This is a genomic window from Paenibacillus polymyxa (assembly GCF_018614975.1).
Taxonomy (GTDB): Bacteria; Bacillota; Bacilli; order Paenibacillales; family Paenibacillaceae; genus Paenibacillus; species Paenibacillus polymyxa_E.
This window is the reverse complement of the sequence record NZ_JAGGNR010000008.1, coordinates 785,091-804,740: the sequence shown is the minus strand read 5'-3', so window position 1 is coordinate 804,740 and position 19,650 is coordinate 785,091. Positions and strand designations below refer to the sequence as shown.

The window sequence follows — 19,650 nt, the reverse complement described above, 5'->3', positions numbered from 1 at the left end:
GGGGGGAGCATATCACATTGGTGTTCAGGGCATCTTTTTTATTTTATGCATTTGGCTGTTGAACGACTTTTTCTGGACAAGATGAAGGATAAACGTGTCCGCGCAGCGAAGACAAACACGTAACATGTAACTCAAGACTTGCAGTCTGGGAGGAATGGAAATGAATCAAAGAAATCTGGATGGGAACAGCATTATTATTCGACTGGAAATGACAACTAAGGATATCAAGTTTGGCGAAGTGGCCTCGGCCATCTCGGAAGCTGGGGGAGACATCATTGCCATCGACGTGATTTCCACCAATCAGGATGTAAGCGTGCGCGACTTGACGGTCGCAGTTACAGATGCACAAGATAACAGTAAAATTATAGAAGGGGTGCGCCAGCTTAAAGGTGTGTCCATTATTAATGTATCGGATCGGACGTTCCTGCTTCATCTGGGCGGTAAGATCGAAGTAACACCAAAGACCCCGATTCAAAACCGGGAAGATCTGTCACGTGTGTACACTCCGGATGTGGCTCGTGTATGTTCAGCCATTTCAGAAGAACCCGGCAAAGCCTTCTCCTTGACAATTAAACGGAATACAGTGGCCGTCGTATCTGATGGCAGTGCAGTGCTTGGGCTTGGTAATATTGGGCCTCGTGCAGCGATGCCTGTCATGGAAGGTAAAGCGATGTTATTCAAACAGTTTGCAGGTGTGGATGCTTTCCCAATCTGCCTGGACACACAGGATACCGAGGAAATCATACGTACGGTGAAAGCGATATCACCTGGTTTTGGCGGCATTAATCTGGAGGATATCTCGTCACCGCGTTGTTTCGAAATTGAACGTCGTCTGAATGAGGAATTGGATATTCCTGTATTTCATGATGACCAGCATGGCACAGCGGTTGTGTTATATGCGGGTCTGATCAATGCGCTCAAACTGGTGGGCAAGTCCATTGAAGATGTGAAGATTGTGGTCTGTGGTATCGGTGCAGCAGGTGTAGCATGCAGCAATATATTATTGTCTGCAGGAGCCAGCCGGCTTATAGGTGTCGATCGTGAGGGTGCGATTGTACGGACACAAACCTATGAGAATGAAGTCTGGAGTGACTATGCAGCTCGTACTAATCCCGAACTGGAGACTGGCTCGCTGCGTGATGTCATTCGTGGAGCCGATGTGTTCATTGGCCTGTCCCGCGGGAATCTGTTAACTCGCGAAGATGTACAGACCATGGCAGAGGATCCAATCGTGTTTGCAATGGCAAACCCGGTACCTGAGATTATGCCTGCCTTGGTGGAAGACATTGTGGCTGTAATGGCAACAGGACGATCCGATTATCCGAATCAGATCAACAACGTGTTATGTTTCCCAGGCATCTTCAGGGCAGTTCTGGATTGCCGAGCCACCGAAATTAATGAAGAAATGAAGCTGGCAGCCGCTCAAGCGATTGCATCGGCCATTACGGACGAAGAGCGTACGCGTTATTACATTATTCCGAGTGTGTTCAATGATAAAGTGGTCAAATCGATGCGCAGTCGCGTGATTGAAGCAGCTATTAAGACGGGTGTAGCTCGCCGTATTCCGCGTGAACAGGCCCGTGAAGGCGGGGAATCGTAAGATGTCAGAGAACCCTCTTCAACCTGGCGGGAATCTGCAGGAATTAGGGAACATGCATAATATAGATGGGATAACGGCAGGAGAGTCCGTTCTGCGCGCCGCCCGATCCTTTGTTCAAGGGGACTCATCCAAGCATAGTGATGGTCATGACTGGCCGCACATTGAAAGGGTAACCGCACTTGCGGTTGAACTCGCTCAACGCATGGGTGCAGATCCATTGGTCTGTGAGCTGGCTGCATTATTACATGATGTACCGGATGAGAAGCTGAATGAGAGCTTGGAAGCCGGGATGGCCAAACTGAATGACTGGCTGGATACCCAGCCTCTTGACCCGGATATACGTAATAAGGTTGTGGGTATTATTAGTACCATCTCATATGCGGGAGGACAGCGTCCTGCGGTCAGTTCGCTTGAAGCACAGGTTGTACAGGATGCAGATCGACTGGATGCACTGGGTGCGATTGGGATCGCACGAACCTTTGCCTTTTCAGGAGCCAGAGGGCGTGAGATGTACGATCCATCCCTTCTCCCACGGGAGCAGATGACCCGTGAGGAATATCGCAATGGGCGCAGCACAACGATAAATCACTTTTACGAGAAGTTGTTCAAGCTTAAGGATCTGATGAATACCTCCTATGGCAAGGAGCTGGCGGAACAGCGTCATGATTATATGGTGCAGTTTGTGGACCAGTTCAAAAGGGAGTGGGAGGGCACGGACCGTTAGGCAGGCATAATAAGCATGAGCATTCCACAGAGGTATCATAAGTAACAGAGGCGAATCTTTGAAGTGGCGAACATCCATTTTGAAGATTTGCTTCTTTTTGGGTTAATAATGTGTATTAACATACATAAAGAAATCAATTTCACAATACCTCTGACTTATGACATGGCAACGGAAGACCTTACATGGTACAATAAATCGTTCTCCTGAATGAATTCAGGCAAAAAAAGAAATATGGGGTAATAATGAACATGATTATCAAATGTAAAATTTCAGGTTCGGTAAAGAGGAGGGGTCACCACCATGTCGTTTGGTGCACGTGTACTTAAGACGGGGATCGCGGTCACGCTTGCCTTGTACCTAAGCAGCCTGTTCTTGAACCCGCAATCTCCCGTGCCTGCCGCAATCGCGGCTATATTCGCCATGCAGCCTTCCATCTATCGTTCCTGGAAATACTTCTTGGATCAATTGCAAACGACCACGCTGGGAGCTATTGTCGCCCTGGTGGGGGGCATGGTGTTGTCCAATGAGCCAATTGCCGTTGGATTAATTATTGTACTTGTCATCATGATCTGTCTTAAATTGAATATGGGTGAGACGGTTGGCCTGACACTGGTCACGGTTGTATCCATTATGGAAGCCTCGGGTGACTGGCATTTTGCACTCAATCGTTTTCTGTTGACACTGGTTGGTATTGTATCGGCGTTTCTCATCAACATTACGGTATTTCCTCCGAAACCGAAGCTTCAGTTCGTGAAGCAGATCCATAGTGTATTCAGCGGTATGTCGTTGCTTCTGCGAACATCGATCTCGGATGAGATCAAGGAAGTTGTATTCCGGGAGGAGAAAAGCAACCTGGGCGGTTCCATTAAGTCTTTGTCCGACAAGTATAACTTGTTCGAAGAGGAACAGAAAAAGATGAAACGTTCGAAAATCAGCGAAACTCGTCAGATGGTGGTCTACAAACAAATGCTGCTGAGTCTGCAAAAAGGGTATGAGGTGCTGGATTCGGTGGAACGCCACTATTTCCAGGCACCGCGGACAACGGCCATGGATCAGTTTTTTGACTCACATCTAGAACTGGTTATCAAATTTCATGAGCATGCACTGCTCAAGTTCGAGGATAAGCTGAAACCTAATGGGGAAGAGGCCGCACAGTTTGTATTGGATAATGACCGTTTCATGGAGCAGGCGATCACCCAGTTTGATATCGACAAGGAAGGGATGTTACGATTGTCCATCGTGGCTGCTGCGATCTATGATTACGGATATCAACTGGAACGTTTGAATCGACTTGCCGAACATGTGCATAGCGCCAGTGAAGACAAAGAATCACAGGACAAAATTTTGAATTGGCTTAAGTGGCCTTAGGCATGATTCGTAATCAAAATTAGACTTTTTGAACAACCCCTCTAAGTGCGAATTGCGTACCTGCTTCGTGATCATATACAATGGAACTACAACATAGCCCGGACCATCGTGTCCGGGTTGTTTTGTCATACATATGGCTGAAGGGCATGAATGAATTTTAACGAACTGAGGGATAGAGACATGATTATAGAAGAATTGGACGCTGAACTAATGGATTGGTTGAGTGGGACAAATCTGGAGCATAAACAGCATGAAGCCATGCAACTGCTGACCGTATCTGACGATCAGTGGCCGCATCAGGCGATGATCAGTATGGGGGAAGTGATTGCGATAAATCCGCATCAGCTTAGACTGGCTTTATGGCAAGGTACACAGACCAGTATGAACATGAGCAAAACAGGCAAGGCTACCTTGATTGCGGTTCAAGGACATCGATTGTTGCATATCCGTATAGAAGTAGAACGGCTGCCTGAGCTTAAGGGAGCTGTTCATCCGAGGGATCGTTTTCAAGCACAAGTGCTTCATGTACGTGTGGATCACGCGCCATATGCGGAGATCACTTCAGGAATAACCTTTCAATTAAAAGATGAACTTGGAGCAATTACACGCTGGAAAGAGACGATTGAAGAATTACGGAAGTAGGCAGGAGTAGCTAAGTCAGTTGAGGACCCGATGATTGGGTAATAATGAAGAAGAAAACAACAAAAAACGCCTCCGCTTGCATCGGGACGTTGTCACTGGTACAATAAAAAATGGTTTTCAGAAAATTAGAACTAATTAACATATAATTAAAATGTTTACTTTCTAATAATTATACCATTGCCTTTTCGGGCTTGTCAAATGGGATTTTGAGGACACAATCCGGGGAAAGAGGGGCTATTAATATATGAGTACAGAGCAGCAATGGAATGAGGAACAACAACGGGTCAACACCGTGACCGATCAGATTGAACGCAAGATCACAACGTTAGAAGATGAAGTAGGGTCCTTCCGGGACGAAGTAGTTGGCATGAGAAAAGACTTCTGGGACGAAGTTACGATGAACTTCAGTGAAGCGGATGATGTCGGGGAGACTTCAACCAGCATGAGGCAGCAGTCACAGGTACTGTCCGATCGGGAGCGTAGCCATCTAAATACAGCGGCTGCGTTGGACAAAATGAAACGACTGCATCATTCACCGTATTTTGGCCGCATTGATTTCAAGGAAGACGGGTATCCAAATGCAGAACGCATTTATCTGGGTATCGCATCGTTACTGGATGAGAAGGAAGAATCCTTTCTGGTCTACGACTGGCGTGCACCAATCTCTAACCTGTATTATGACGGAGCGCCGGGTCCAATTACGTACCAGACTCCAAGCGGGGAGATCAGCGGTGATATCGAGATGAAGCGGCAGTTTGTCATTCGGGACGGACGTATCCGTTTTATGTTTGACACGGGAGTTACGATTGGTGATGAGTTGTTGCAGGCTGTGCTTAGTCGAACATCGGATGCACAGATGAAGAGTATCGTAGCGACCATTCAGAAGGAGCAGAACCGGATTATTCGCAATGACCGGACACGTATGCTCATTGTGCAAGGCGCGGCCGGCAGTGGCAAAACATCCGCAGCGCTACAGCGTGTGGCCTATCTTCTCTATAAATATCGCGAGCATCTGCAAGCGGATCAGATGGTTCTTTTTTCACCCAATCCAATGTTCAACAGTTATGTCTCCACGGTACTGCCTGAGCTTGGGGAGGAAAACATGTTGCAAACGACCTTCCAGGAGTATCTGGAGCGCCGTTTGGGTCGTGAATATCAACTGGAAGATCCGTTTATTCAGCTTGAATACGTACTTACGGGGACGGAAGATCCCGATTACGATGTTCGCATGTCCAGCATTCGCTTCAAGTCGTCCGAAACTTTCCTGAAAGTCATTACGCGCTATAAGGAAAGCATGTTGTCAGGTGGCATGAAATTCAAGCCGGTTCGCTTCCAGGGCCGAGCGATTGTCACGTCAGAGGCTATAGCTGAGAAATTCTACAGTTTCGAGTCGTCCGTTAAGCTGGTGAGCCGACTGGAGATGTTGCGAGACTGGATGCTGAAAGAACTGTCTGCCTTTGGTAAAAGTGAACTGGACGCACCTTGGGTTGATCAGCAGCTTGATCTGATGGAGGCGGAGGATCTGCAACGTGCCTATCAGCGGTTGAAGCGCAAGCAAAAAGGAAAGACCCATACGTTTAATGACTTTGAGCAGGAAAGAGAAATTCTGGCACGGATGGTCGTCAGTGACCGACTCAAACCGTTGCGAAAATGGATTAAGTCCTTACGATTTGTTGATATAAGACAATTATATGGACATCTGTTCAACGATCAGGCTCAGATGGAGCGATTGCTGGGTGACGAAGCGCTGCCTGCTCAATGGGATGAAATCTGTAATATGACGTTACGCAGATTGAAGCTTCAGGAGTTGGCATATGAAGATATTACGCCATACTTGTACCTGCGTGAGCTGATGCTTGGATTCCATATTAACTCCAATATTCGTCATGTCATTATTGATGAAGCCCAGGATTATTCTGCGTTTCAGTTGGCATTTATGAAGAGATTGTTCCCACGGGCGAAAGTAACAGCACTTGGTGACTTTAATCAGGCAATCTACGCCCACTCTTCAGTACTTAGTGGAACAGGACCCTTAACTAACCTATACGGACCAGACAACACGGAAGTGATTGAGCTGACCAGAAGTTATCGATCTACCCGCGAGATCGTGGAGTTTACACGTGGTATGGTGCCTGGTGGGGAAGAGATTATTCCATTTAACCGCAGCGGGGAGAAGCCTAAAGTTATCGTTTCTTCTGATTCAGAGCGTCATATAAACGTGATCACGTCAGACCTGAAGCACTTGATTAAGGAAGGGTACGAATCGGTTGCAGTTATCTGCAAGACTGCGGAAGAGAGCAGAGATGTCCATGCTGCATTGAGTAAGGCGCTGCCCACAGCACCGAAGTTAATCAAGAAAACGACGCTGGCTTTTGAGCAGGGGGTTCATGTCATCCCGGCGTATCTGGCCAAAGGTGTCGAGTTCGATGCTGTCCTGATCTATGATGGCTCTGCGGAGCAGTATGCTCAGGAGCATGAACGAAAATTGTTCTACACGGCTTGTACACGAGCGATGCATCTGCTGCACGTTTACTGCGTGGGTACACCGAGCCCGTTCATTACCGCCCAGTCGGAAGAATGGTATGATCTTGGCAAGGTGTCTGCTGCGCAAGTGGACTGACATAGCACTTCATATGCATGAAGAAGGCTTCCGTTCAATCGAACGGGAGTCTTTCTGTATATGATACATATATCGGGAAGAAGCTAGCTTAACGAGGAAATTATACGTGATGAGGTTCCAGCCATATAAGTGATCGTATTACATGAAAATACCTAACGTGAACTCGTAAGGATTGGGTTCCATGGATAAATATGACTTCATAATTTGTATTCAAGCACAATGGATGTGATTTTTCTTTACACACGAGGTCCGGGCTCATATAATCGTAACAATATATTTTTTTGGATCGTTTATTAAAGGAGGCAACAAAATGAACAAACCATCTTTTGAACGGCCACTTATGGCCGATTGCGTACCTGATCTGGTCGCTACAGCACGGGGAGATTTGCCGGCGACTTTGGTCATTCGGGGAGGTACGCTGGTAAACGTGATATCGGGTGAGATTTTGCCGGAGATGTCCATAGCTGTACAGGGAGCTCGAATCGCTTATGTTGGTAAAGATGTAAGCCACACCATCGGAGAACATACCCGGATTATTGAAGCAAACGGTAAGTATATCGCTCCTGGTTTGCTGGATGGACACTGCCATATCGAAAGTACACAGATGAAAGTAACCGAGTTTGCAAGAGCGGTGTTGCCTTCAGGTACAACCGGAGGTTTCTTTGACCCGCATGAGATCTCTAACGTGCTTGGTCTCAAAGGTCTGAGACTGATGCTGGATGAAGCGCGGACCACACCGATGGCTGCTTATATGCAGGTGGCTTCCTGTGTGCCTTCAACTCACCCCGGACTGGAGACGACGGGTGCTTATATAGGACCTGAGGAGGTCGCTGAAGCCCTTTCCTGGGGCCCGGACATGATTGGTCTTGGTGAAGTGATGAACTTCCCTGGGGTAGTTTACGGGGACGAGACGATGATCGGTGAGATACAGGCGACCCTCCGGGCAGGTAAAGTGGCAGACGGTCATTTCACCTGGGCTGCAGATGACTGGCGTCTGCCAGCGTATGCAGCGAGTGGCGTTACAGGGGATCATGAATGTGTGACCAAGGAAGATGTGGTTGAACGTCTGCGACTCGGGATGTACGCGAAGATGCGCCAAGGTTCGGCATGGCATGATGTGGCTGAGACAATCAAAGCCTGCACTGAGCTTGGACTGGATACACGCCGGATGATGCTGGTGACCGATGACCGAAGCTCTGAATCCCTGCTCAAAGAAGGGCATATGGACTTTGTTGTTCGTCTCGCAATCTCCCAAGGCGTGAAGCCTGTCACTGCTTTCCAAATGGCAACCATTAACACGGCTGAGCGCTTCGGAGTTGCGCGTGACATTGGTGCGGTGATTCCGGGCAATATAGCCGATATTATTCTGCTGGATGGCCGGTTGGCGGATGTGCGTGTGGGCATGACAATTGCTGCTGGGCAAGTCGTGGCTGAGAATGGGAAAATGACGGCGGTATGGGACAGCTTCACGTACCCTGAGGAAGCGCTGAACACGGTGAAGTTAGAAGCTAATATTCGGCCAGAAGATCTGGAATTGGCTGCACCAATTCCAGAGGGGACGATTGGTGCCAAAATCATTCATGTCACAGAGAACCATGTGGATACGAAGGAAAAACACCTGCCAGTCACCGTAGAGAACGGCAAGGTTGTGGTTTCAACTTCAGGGGAAGTATGCAAAATTGCGGTATTGGAGCGTCACAAACAAACCGGGAATCGAGCGGTAGCGCTTGTTGGAGGCATCGGCTTCACATCATCTGCAGCGATTGCGATGACGGTTGCTCATGATAGTCACAACCTGTTGATTATCGGTAATGATGATGTGCTAATGGCTGAAGCAGGTAATCGCGTCATTCGTATGCAGGGCGGGGTCGCCGTGGTAACGGCAGCAGGTGTAACCGAATTCCCGCTGCGGATTGCAGGTTTGATGTCAACGGAGCCTTTCGAAGTCGTTGCAGCCCAATCCGCAGCAGTCAGTGAAGCTTTACAGTCTGCAGGATGTACGTTGAATAATGCGTTCATGACGCTTTCGTTGCTCGCGCTGGTTGTGATTCCAGAATTACGTTTGTCTGACAAGGGTCTTGTTCGGATCTCGGCAGAAGGTATTGAACTGGTGTCCCTTTTCGATGAAGTGGTTGACAATACACCGGTAGCTCCATCGGGTAATGAATGAACAGAAATGTCGACTAGACATCATTAAATAGGGTTCCATATAAAGCCGCCTCAGGGCGGTTTTTTTGTGTATTTTTGGAAAAAAATAGCTTTCTAGGTCTTCTGGAGCTTGGTGTACATATGGCAATAATGACTGAAGTCATGCTGAAATAAGGATTGAATTTGAAAACAATGAATAATTGTGACTTTTGAACTATACATACAGAACTACGAAATCCCGAAATATAGTTATATGATTCTTTCGTCGTAAGTCTTAGAGATGATATTGCATATAGAAGCAATCTGAATTCGTCGTACCTAATAAGTATCCATTAAATGAATATGAAACGACACAATTTCATCCAGATTTGCACGTCAGAGCTGATAACTTCAGAGGGAGTGTACAAATATGAAAAGCAAAAGGAGTTACCGTTTTATCTTATTACTGAGTTGTTTGATCCTGTGTGCGAGTACAGCCTGTTCTTCCAAAGCCATTGCGGATGGTTCAGTCGACAGTTATGCAACGATTCATGGAAAACTTGATGTGCCGGTGAGAGCGACTTGGGTGTGGGATACCACCCAGATCAGAAGTAATCCTCAAGAGGTGTTGAATTACGCTACTGCGAACAAGATCAATACGGTCTATCTGCAGATGAACCGGGATATAAAGATTCCTGAGTATAAAAGTTTTATCCGTCAGGCGAGAGCCAAGAACATTGCGGTTGACGTCATGGACGGAAGATCAGCTTGGGGGTTGACGGAAAGTCGGGAGCAGATTGCATCTTTCCTGGACTGGATCGAGGCATATCAGGCGCAGGCGTTGTCCAATGAGAAGTTTGCTGGTATTCATCTGGATATTGAGCCACATGTGCACCCACAATGGAAAACCAATCAGGCCAGTGTGATTACCCAGTGGCAAGGCAATGTGGAGTACATTGTTGAACGAGCATCGCGGATGAAGATGCCGGTAGCAGCTGATCTGCCTTTCTGGCTCGATAACTACAAAATTCCGGGTTCCACGATGGCCGTGAGCAGTTGGATGATTCGCAAGTTTGATTCCATCACCATTATGGCTTACCGCGATACAGCTGCTGCAATCTATAGTGTAGCGAAGGATGAACTTGCAGAAGCAGCTCTGCTTGGCAAGACGATCTCGATCGCCGTGGAAACAAAGCAAAGTAAGGAAGGTGACTTCATTACTTTTTATGAAGAGGGATCTGCTTATATGGAAACACAATTAAAGTTGGTCGAAAAAATGGCTTCAGTACATGCGTCCTTTAACGGTTTCTCCGTACATGAGTACACTTCATGGAAGACGCTGAAAAAGTAAGACGCCAATAAAATCCTTAGCGCTACATGTAGTAGTATATGAAATGAGTTCTAATGGAGACAACGTGCCTCAGAGCGTTATCTTGTTCGTTCTTGGAAAGAGGAAGTGGATCAAGAAGGTGTTTACAGCTGAATAGCTGTGAGCACCTTCTTTTTTTATACCTGAACCAAGGCAGATTCCATGGCTACGTTCTCATAGAACATTTTGCGATACTGTGAAGGTGTGGTGGCTTTATGCTTTTTAAATGTAGTGATGAAGTAGCTGAGATGCTCAAAACCTACATCCAGTGCGATATCAACAATCTTGTGATCCGTATTCTCAAGCTGAACGCAGGCCTGTTGAACACGGTAATAGTTAATGTAATCAACAGGGGTTTTCTGCACCATCTGTTTGAAGAAACGGCAGAAGTGTCCTTCGCTCATATTGGCTTCATCGGCCAGTTCTTTCAGCTTTAATGGTTCAGGATAACGCTTGTGGATATAACCGAGCACGGATTTCAGGCGCTCTACCTTGTCATGACTCCCTGTAGCCATGGTGCCTTTGAGCGGAGCAGGTCTCATATGTTCGAACATTCGGGCAAATATGAGGTATAGGTACGCTTTTGTTGACATTTCACACGTTTCGGTTTGGGTAGCATGATCGGCAAAGATACGTTTCAGGAGATCCAGAATTTCTTGTCCCCAATCCTCATCTGCCTTGATGTGACTGGGGGGAATCACCGTTTTGCGTACCAGTGGACCGATGAATTTCTCTTGGACTGTATCGAAGGTACGGCTGCCAAGCAGCTCGGGATTAAATACAATCGAAGAGAATACGCAGGGTATATCACCCTTCAGATACCCCGCATGAATCTCGCCTCGATTGATGAAAATGGCTTCTCCAGCTTGAACCTGGACGGTGTTCATATCGATCTGAAAGACGGCGCAGCCCTTGGTCACCATGGTGAGCTCCATCTCATCATGCCAGTGGCAATCGAGAATGCTATCCCCGTTCAGTTGTTGAATATCCGGGTACACACTGACGGGATACATGGCATTGCCGTGAATCCGGTCCTCCCGTAATCGTTCACGTTCCATATCAGAGTCTCCTTTTGTATCATTATTAATGTAATCGTTTCCATAGATTGGTGGTGATGTTCAAGAATCGGATGGTTATTATCAAAATCGTGATATATATGGTCAAAATAAGAGAAGAAATTCGTTATAAATATCAATATCATTATAATATAACCAAAGGGGGAAAGAAAACATGAAATTTACTGATGGATTCTGGATGACTCGTGAAGGGTACCAGATTCAAAACCCGACTGACATTCGTGATATTGTGCAAAAAGACAATGCTGTGACCGTATACGCGGCAACTAAATATATTCGTTCCAAAGGCGACACTCTGAACGGTACATTGCTGAAAGCAACGTACAGCTCACCTATGCCTAACGTTATTCGTGTAACTCTGAATCACCATAAAGGCGGAGTGAAAAAAGGGCCTGTATTTGAGCTTAACACGCAAGATGCAAACGTTGACATCTCAAAAAATGAACAAGGCGCTGTTTTGAAAAGTGGCAACCTAGAAGTTCAAATTGACAAAACAAACGGTTGGGACATCAGCTTCCTGTATGGAGGAAAACGGATTACAGGTAGCGGTCAAAGAGCGGCTGGTTATATTACAGGCCCAAGCAAGGAAGCGTACTTCCGCGAACAGTTGGATCTTGGTATTGGTGAATACGTTTACGGACTTGGTGAGCGCTTCACGCCGTTTGTTAAGAATGGCCAAATCGTCGATACCTGGAATGAGGACGGCGGTACAAGCAGTGAGCAGTCCTATAAAAACATTCCGTTCTACCTGTCCAATAAAGGATATGGCGTATTTGTAAACCATCCGGAACGCGTATCATATGAGATTGCATCCGAGAATGTATCTAAAGTGCAGTTCAGCGTAGAAGGCGAGACGTTGGAATACTTCATTATCGGCGGTGACAATCCTAAGGATGTACTTGATAATTATACGAAATTAACAGGTAAGCCAGCGCTTCCACCAGCATGGACATTTGGTCTGTGGCTGACAACTTCATTCACAACGGATTATGATGAAGCAACGGTTAACCATTTCGTAGATGGCATGGCTGAACGTGATCTTCCGCTGTCTGTATTCCATTTTGACTGCTTCTGGATGAAGGAATACCAATGGTCTGATTTCGTATGGGATGAAGCGATGTTCCCGGATCCGGAAGGTATGCTTGCACGTCTGAAAGAAAAGGGTCTTAAAATCTGTGCTTGGATCAATCCATATATTGCAGAAAAATCCTACTTGTTCGATGAAGGTATGGAGAACGGCTATCTGGTCAAAACAGCCGATGGCAGCGTATGGCAATGGGATATGTGGCAAGCAGGTATGGCTCTGGTTGATTTCACGAATCCGGATGCTGTGAATTGGTATAAGAGCAAGCTGGAAGTCCTGCTGGATCAAGGTGTAGATTCCTTCAAGACTGACTTCGGCGAAAGAATTCCGACAGATGTTGTGTATTTTGATGGTTCTGATCCGGTTAAAATGCACAACTATTATACACAGCTCTATAACAAAGCTGTATTTGAATTGCTCGAAGAGAAAATTGGCAAAAACGAAGCTGCCCTGTTTGCACGCTCTGCAACAGCAGGTGGGCAACAGTTCCCGGTTCACTGGGGCGGTGACTGTTCTTCCACGTATGAATCCATGGCTGAATCGCTTCGCGGTGGTCTCTCACTTGGTCTTTCCGGTTTCGGATTCTGGAGCCATGATATCAGTGGCTTTGAGAGCACAGCAAGCCCGGATGTATACAAACGTTGGGTACAATTCGGACTTTTATCTTCACACAGCCGCTTGCATGGCAGCACTTCGTATCGTGTGCCTTGGTTGTTTGACGAGGAATCCGTGGACGTTGTTCGTGACTTTACCAAACTCAAAATCAGCCTGATGCCGTACCTGTACAATTCTGCGGTGGAGTCGACGGTAAGAGGTATTCCGATGATGCGTGCTATGCTGCTGGACTTCCCAGAGGACCCAACAACCTATAGCCTGGATACGCAATACATGTTTGGTGATTCCATTCTGGTGGCTCCAATCTTCAACAAGGAAGGTGATGTGCGCTACTACCTGCCTGAAGGAACTTGGACGAACTATCTGACAGGAGCGAAAGTACAAGGTGGACGCTGGATCAGTGAAAACCATGACTTCAAAACACTGCCAATGATGGTTAAGCCAAATAGCTTGATCGCTGTCGGTGCTGTGGATAGCAAACCGGATTACGACTTTGCGAATGATGTGTCCTTGCACTTGTTCGAACTGGCTGATGGTCAAACGGCTCAAGCTGTCGTTGTGAACCAAGCGGCTGAACAGGAGCTGACGGTTAACGTTACACGTAATGGATCAGTGCTGGAAGTTCGTGCTGAAGGTGCAGGCAAACCATGGAACTTGGTGCTTCGCGGTATGGAGAGTGTATCTAACGTTGAAGGTGGGTCCCAGGTGTCTGGTGGTGCCAATGTTGTTGTCATTACGCCAGCAACAGGCGCAACTGCACTTACAATTCAACTGTAACATGATATAGTAGACGAAAGGACGGTACCAAAAGGTGCCGTCTGTTTGTCTAAGAAGATAGGAGATCGAATGAAATGAGTACAACGAATTCGGGTTTACACCGCACGATATCATCAGAGATGCTGCATCATCTGGTAGAGATTGATTTTGGAAGCGATACTAAAGTGAAGGGGTTTGGTATCCTGCAAGGTGGACTTTTTAATACAACCTATCGGATTCAACTTGAACATACATCCTATACGGATGTGATTTTACGTTTGGCTCCAGAGCGGGGAGAGATGGTGGCTGGTTCTGCGAGTGATCCCCTTTTTTCGTTCGAACGTACGATGATGGCGGCTGAACCGATTGTGTATGAATATTACCGCAAGGCAGGCATTCCTGCTCCCAACATTATCGCTTGTGATGACAGCGGATCCATCATTCCAAGAACGTACATGTTTATGGAGTTTATCCCGAGTAAGCAACTGGATCACGTATCCATTTCAAAGGAAGACAAAAAGCGATTGTACCATCAGCTTGGCGCGTATACCGCCATCATGCATCAGATCGAGGGTGCATCGTTTGGCTGGCCGCAAGGAGATGGGACGATTAAAGGCTCGGATCAATGGTCCGAGGTGCTGCACTTTTTTGCAGAAGAAACGGCACTTAAAGCGGCACAAGCCGATTATATGTCAGGTGTGGGGGAAGAAATCGCAGCTATTTTCATCAAGAATAAAGACTTATTCGATCAAGTGACCCGTCCGGTACTCGTTCATAATGACCTGTGGGAAGCAAATGTACTTGTTCATCAGGAAAATGGTGAGCTGAACATTGCGGCCATCATTGACGGAGATCGTTCCATGTTTGCCGACAGGGAGTTTGAAGCCATATTGTCAACAGAATCAGCGGATTTTCATGAAGGATATGATCGTCCACTGGACTCATCGGCTGAAGGACAGGCACGCAGGCTTGCGTACCGAATACTGTCTTCGTATTTTAATGCCTACGTTCATGAACATCAGGTCAATCAACCTGAAGATGGTCAGAAGTATCACCAGCGTACGCTGGATTTACTGGAGCAATGGAAGCAACTTGGATATAACTAACTTCATACCAAAGCAATATTGAACCCAAAGAAGCTGTCTTGCACGAATACGTGCAGGCAGCTTTTTGTGTGAACAAGCGGTAACATCCAGCATGTCCTGAATAATCAACCTCCGAAACAAGCACAATAATGCTGTTGTGTGTAGAATCTGTAAAGGTGGTTGTGGTATGAACGACAAAAAGTGGGACCTCGTCGCACTTGCTTCCATCCCTTTAATTATGACCTTGGGTAACTCCATGCTTATACCAATCCTGCCACAGATTGAACGTGAATTGAGAGTATCTGCATTCAAGGTCAGCATGCTCATTACAGTCTACGCTATAGTTGCCATCCTGCTTATTCCTCTTGCAGGGTACTTGTCGGATCGTTTTGGCAGAAAAGCAGTTATCATTCCCAGCCTTATCATTGCAGCCGTCGGAGGTGCAGTAGCTGGTGTGGCAGCATGGATGTTGAACGGAAACATAGCCTACTGGACCATGCTGGGTGGGAGGTTATTGCAGGGAATAGGAGCTGCCGGCGCATTTCCTATCGTTATCCCATTGGTTGGGGACATGTTCAATGATGAGAACGAAGTAAGCAAAAGCCTGGGGATCATTGAGACCTCGAATACGTTTGGTAAAGTCATAAGTCCGATTCTGGGTGCAGCGCTGGCGGTCTGGTTGTGGTATGCGCCATTCATGGCTATTCCTATACTTTGTGTGCTTTCACTGGTTCTTGTTATTTTCCTGGTGAAGACTCCCCGGAAAAAAGAAAAGCCTCCCACCTTTCCTGAATTTGTGGCATCCATTCGTGACGTATTGAAAGAAAAGGGACGCTGGTTGTATGCGTTGTTTGCAATCGGCGGTATTTGCATGTTTGTCATCTTTGGTGTGTTATATTATCTATCCGAAACGCTGGAGAGCGAATTTGCCCTGAAAGGTGTTCTTAAAGGACTTGTCCTTGCGATTCCGCTGGCAGCGTTATGTCTGTCTTCTTTCCTGGCAGGGAAGTGGATTGGAAAGAACAAAACGCGAATGAAATGGCTTGGCTTCGCAGGACTTGCGCTTCTGACGGTATCCCTTGGCGTTATAGGTTTATTCGATAATATCTATGTTGTAGTAGGTCTTTTCACATTGGGAAGTGCCGGAATAGGTGCAACGTTACCATGTCTGGATGCCTTGATTACAGAAGGCGTGGACAAAAAACAGCGGGGCACAATCACGGCTCTGTTCAGCAGCATGCGATTCATTGGGGTATCTCTCGGTCCACCTGTCGTTTCGTTGCTGATCGGTTCTCATCATTTCTTGCTTTTTGGTGTGCTCGCTGCGTCTGGCGCAGTGGGCGGGTTGCTCACATTATTCGCAGTTAAGCCGGATAAGGGAGATCAACCTACTTCAGGAAGCAAGCAGAAACCGGATGAAACATCTATGGATGTGATCGAGACAAGTAGAAGGTATACTCCCATAGGTCGCAAGAAAAGTCCATTTTAGATAGACGGTGCTGAATGCTATATTCATTTCCATGCTGTCTTAATTTTAACATTCGGATCTGTTCCAATAAAACGCGTTTACGCCTAAGAAAGCGGATAAATTTGCTTTCTCGGTGTGAACGCGTTTTTATGTTCAGAATGACCTTAACCAATCATTCGTGTTTACTTTTATTCGACTGGCTAGTTTCGGTGTTGCCAGCTCCAGATTCTGAATTCTTGGATTGATCTTGAGGTGGTTCCGTTGCAGTGATATGAGTATGAGCGAGCAGAGCATGAGGTTCAATGGAGAAGCTGCCGCTTCGTTTTCCCTGAATCAGATATATAAGCAAGAACAGAATCATAAACATCACGGAATATCGGTACATATCGGTATAACTGGTTATGGCGGCAATGGCGCCGAGAAGAAGGGCACCGGTCGCAATCCCCAGATCCAGCGAGTTCAAAAACATGCCATTAGCCATACCCCGTTGAGTAGGAGATACAACTTGAATCATCCAGGTCTGCAGGGACGACTGCATGGAACCATAACCGATTCCGTAAATAAAGGCAGCAATGAACAAGACGGACATGGAGGTTGCATACGAGAGCAGAATGAGGCCGAGAGCAACGAATATTGCCCCTGGAATGAGCAGTGCTTTTGGACCCTTGTTGTCATAGATTCGTCCGGCAAATGGTCTAACCAATAACACGGCGAGTGCATTGAACAAAAAGAACAGCGCAGGATTGGCCAGATTGGCTTCCTTGCCATACAACACGATGAATCCGACAAGTCCACCATAGGTGATGGATAACAGGCAGTTCAGCACACTTGGCAGAATCAGCTTGCGGTTGAAAGGTATTTTCTGTTTCGGGTTGGATCCTGAAGCACTTGTTGTGGCTTGTGGCATGATGGTTGTACTGTTATCGGTTCTGACTGCTTTTTTGCGTGTCAGCGAATAACTCAGTGGATAGATCACAGCGAGGACACCCGCAGTACATAACATGAGGGTTACAAAGCCAGCACCCTGGAGCAGAGTCACCCCAATGATTGGCCCCATAGACATAGCCAGGCTAGTCGATAGACCAAAGTATCCCATACCTTCACCCATTCGTTTGACGGGCACAATGTCCGAGGCCATCGTTGGAAAAGCGGTACTGCTCATACCAAACCCGATACCAAACAACATTCTCAGCAACAAGAGCACAGCTATGCCGGCAGCAAAATAATAGCCGAGCGTTGCCAGCAGGGCTACGGACAGGCCTATGTAGATCATGGCGTTACGAAGGCCCTTCTCCAGTGCTTTCGCGGAATAGAGACGGGCTGCAATGGCACTTAGTGCAAACAGACAGGTGAAGAGGCTGACCTCAAACGCATTAGCATGAAATCGCTCCTGAACGTAGGACGGAAGCGGAGAGACGATCATGTGCAGTTGCAAGAATAACAAAAAGTTGCACAGCATCAGCAGTATAAAATCAGTGGTCCATAGTCTAACTTGTTGTGTAGATTGTTCTTTCATGATGATGTATTCCCCCTGAGTTGTGATTCATTACAAGTTGCGGTTAATGAGGGAAAGAGTATGTTTAAATGCTTCCATCTGGTCTTCAGATATACCTTCAGCAAGTTCTTTATTCATTTCTCTTTCAATCGGAACGAGGATATCAATTAACGCTTTGCCTTCCGTGGTGAGATATAACAGGTAGGCTCTGCGATCCTGTTCGCTGGTCCGGCGTTCTACCCAGCCTTTTTTCTCAAGCAGATCAATAATCCGCGCAGTGGTGGGTTGGTCTTTGAAGACACGTGTAGCGAGCTCCTTCTGATTCACACCTTCACCGCGGTCAACATTAAAGAGAACAGAAAATTGCTCTGTCGTAATATCATAAGGTTTGAATCGCGTTGCAAGTAAAGCTACAGCTTTACGATGTGTGAAACCCAGCATGAATCCAACAGATTGTTCCAGTGTATAGTCCATGTGATTGCTAGACCTCGCTTTCCATAATAAAATGTCCCAATTAATTAGTTGTTATAACAACTATATGTCAAACAAGTTTTTTTGTCAAAATGAAATATTCTCATATCGAACGTACGTGTGCGCTGTGCAATGATCTAAAAATACTGTTAGAATAGTTATGAAACCGCTCTTATGGAATCGGTGTCTAACGTGCTTGAAGAGTGGAGAAAACCAATTTGCTCTAACTAATGTTGGAGATGACCAAGGAGAGCTGTGTATGCTAAAGAATATACCCGCAATAATACCTCCAGAGTTACTCAAAATCATGTCTGAAATGGGTCATGGAGACGAGTTGGTTCTGGCGGATGGCAATTTCCCCGCAGCCAGTCATGCCAAGCGACTGGTACGCTGTGATGCACTGGGAGTCGTTGAACTGCTGGATGCCATCCTGCAACTATATCCACTGGATACCTATGCCAAACGTCCCGCTGCTGTCATGCAGGTTGTAGAAGGAGATCAGGTAGTACCGATCATATGGGAAGACTACCGCCGGTTGATTGAAGAATACGAAGGCATTACGGATGCTTTTGATCATGAAGAGCGATTTGATTTTTATAAACGTGCTTCGAATGCCTATGTGATTGTTGCAACTGGTGAGCGCGCGCAATATGCCAATCTGATTTTGAAGAAAGGCGTCATTTTCCCCGATGCTGATCCTGGTCAGGAACAGCAGAATGCTGAATCGAACTGAATAATTACGGCGACGGAGCAGAGGATGCTTTGGTCGCCTTTTTATTTTTTACCATTGCGGAGTCAATATAACAAAACGTACAGAATTGGCATGGACTAGATAAGCACGATGCAATCTGGGAGCGCGCATGAATGAATGTCAGCTCACTGCTCAAGATACTACAAACTTTGATGCAGATGATGAATGGGGAAAAAGAAAGGACTGTTTTACAATTGAAAGAAATACAAACAAAGAGACGCTGGTCTCCATTCCAGAGGAGGTGAGTGAAATGCAGCACCGAATCAGACAAGCGGGTCTTCCAGATTGTAACGAAGTGGGACAATTGTTCAATGAGTACAGGATGTTCTAAAACCAAAATGCTGACATTGAGGCAGCACGTCAGTATATTAGAGAACGAATGGAACGCCATGAATCGGT

The 19,650-nt window shown here is 46.5% G+C and carries 15 protein-coding genes; 12 read left to right on the top strand and 3 right to left on the bottom strand.

Annotated features, from left to right (window positions below):
- The first annotated feature begins 160 nt into the window (after positions 1 to 160).
- From J7E78_RS07005 to J7E78_RS06975, 7 genes are all read left to right on the top strand, one after another.
- Positions 161 to 1,600, top strand: coding sequence for an NAD-dependent malic enzyme (locus tag J7E78_RS07005; RefSeq protein ID WP_074094504.1), 1,440 nt, complete (start codon positions 161 to 163; stop codon positions 1,598 to 1,600).
- A 1-nt stretch (position 1,601) separates the two neighbouring features.
- Positions 1,602 to 2,324 (top strand): HD domain-containing protein, encoded by a 723-nt coding sequence (locus J7E78_RS07000; RefSeq protein WP_215075525.1) that lies wholly within the window; start codon positions 1,602 to 1,604, stop codon positions 2,322 to 2,324.
- 300 nt (positions 2,325 to 2,624) lie between these two features.
- Entirely contained in the window at positions 2,625 to 3,692 is a 1,068-nt protein-coding gene (locus J7E78_RS06995) for an FUSC family protein (protein WP_215075524.1), read from the top strand.
- A gap of 150 nt (positions 3,693 to 3,842) precedes the next feature.
- Positions 3,843 to 4,334: a pyridoxamine 5'-phosphate oxidase family protein gene (locus J7E78_RS06990; RefSeq protein WP_251034844.1), complete on the top strand. Its 492-nt coding sequence runs from the start codon at positions 3,843 to 3,845 to the stop codon at positions 4,332 to 4,334.
- Positions 4,335 to 4,578: 244 nt separating this feature from the next.
- Positions 4,579 to 6,954, top strand: coding sequence for an RNA polymerase recycling motor HelD (gene helD / locus J7E78_RS06985; protein ID WP_215075523.1), 2,376 nt, complete (start codon positions 4,579 to 4,581; stop codon positions 6,952 to 6,954).
- A gap of 310 nt (positions 6,955 to 7,264) precedes the next feature.
- Positions 7,265 to 9,124 carry an adenine deaminase gene (locus tag J7E78_RS06980; RefSeq protein WP_215075522.1) on the top strand — a complete coding sequence of 620 codons (1,860 nt, stop codon included), beginning with the start codon at positions 7,265 to 7,267 and terminating at the stop codon, positions 9,122 to 9,124.
- Between the two features lie 387 nt (positions 9,125 to 9,511).
- Positions 9,512 to 10,432, top strand: a complete 921-nt coding sequence (locus tag J7E78_RS06975; RefSeq protein ID WP_215075521.1) for a hypothetical protein — start codon at positions 9,512 to 9,514, stop codon at positions 10,430 to 10,432.
- A gap of 155 nt (positions 10,433 to 10,587) precedes the next feature.
- Here the strand turns inward: J7E78_RS06975 and J7E78_RS06970 are convergent, their stop codons facing one another.
- Positions 10,588 to 11,508 carry an AraC family transcriptional regulator gene (locus J7E78_RS06970; protein ID WP_215075520.1) on the bottom strand — a complete coding sequence of 307 codons (921 nt, stop codon included), beginning with the start codon at positions 11,506 to 11,508 and terminating at the stop codon, positions 10,588 to 10,590.
- A 172-nt stretch (positions 11,509 to 11,680) separates the two neighbouring features.
- On the opposite strand from J7E78_RS06970, the gene yicI reads away from it, so the two are divergent.
- From yicI to J7E78_RS06955, 3 genes are all read left to right on the top strand, one after another.
- On the top strand, positions 11,681 to 14,002 hold the full coding sequence (yicI, locus tag J7E78_RS06965) for an alpha-xylosidase (RefSeq protein WP_215075519.1): 2,322 nt from the start codon (positions 11,681 to 11,683) through the stop codon (positions 14,000 to 14,002).
- Between the two features lie 74 nt (positions 14,003 to 14,076).
- The gene (locus J7E78_RS06960) at positions 14,077 to 15,087 is read left to right on the top strand and encodes a phosphotransferase family protein (RefSeq protein WP_215075518.1); all 1,011 of its coding nucleotides are present in this window, start codon (positions 14,077 to 14,079) and stop codon (positions 15,085 to 15,087) included.
- A 166-nt stretch (positions 15,088 to 15,253) separates the two neighbouring features.
- Complete coding sequence (locus J7E78_RS06955; RefSeq protein WP_215075517.1) at positions 15,254 to 16,555, top strand: MFS transporter; 1,302 nt, start codon at positions 15,254 to 15,256, stop codon at positions 16,553 to 16,555.
- 151 nt (positions 16,556 to 16,706) lie between these two features.
- Here the strand turns inward: J7E78_RS06955 and J7E78_RS06950 are convergent, their stop codons facing one another.
- Both J7E78_RS06950 and J7E78_RS06945 read right to left on the bottom strand, forming a co-directional pair.
- A complete protein-coding gene (locus J7E78_RS06950) occupies positions 16,707 to 18,050 on the bottom strand; it encodes an MFS transporter (RefSeq protein WP_215075516.1) in 1,344 nt (447 codons plus the stop codon).
- A gap of 30 nt (positions 18,051 to 18,080) precedes the next feature.
- Entirely contained in the window at positions 18,081 to 18,503 is a 423-nt protein-coding gene (locus tag J7E78_RS06945) for a MarR family winged helix-turn-helix transcriptional regulator (RefSeq protein ID WP_215075515.1), read from the bottom strand.
- 256 nt (positions 18,504 to 18,759) lie between these two features.
- Between J7E78_RS06945 and J7E78_RS06940 the strand changes: the two genes are divergently transcribed.
- Both J7E78_RS06940 and J7E78_RS29985 read left to right on the top strand, forming a co-directional pair.
- The gene (locus J7E78_RS06940) at positions 18,760 to 19,233 is read left to right on the top strand and encodes an RbsD/FucU family protein (RefSeq protein ID WP_215075514.1); all 474 of its coding nucleotides are present in this window, start codon (positions 18,760 to 18,762) and stop codon (positions 19,231 to 19,233) included.
- 127 nt (positions 19,234 to 19,360) lie between these two features.
- On the top strand, positions 19,361 to 19,582 hold the full coding sequence (locus tag J7E78_RS29985; protein WP_397330466.1) for a hypothetical protein: 222 nt from the start codon (positions 19,361 to 19,363) through the stop codon (positions 19,580 to 19,582).
- Positions 19,583 to 19,650: the final 68 nt, after the last annotated feature.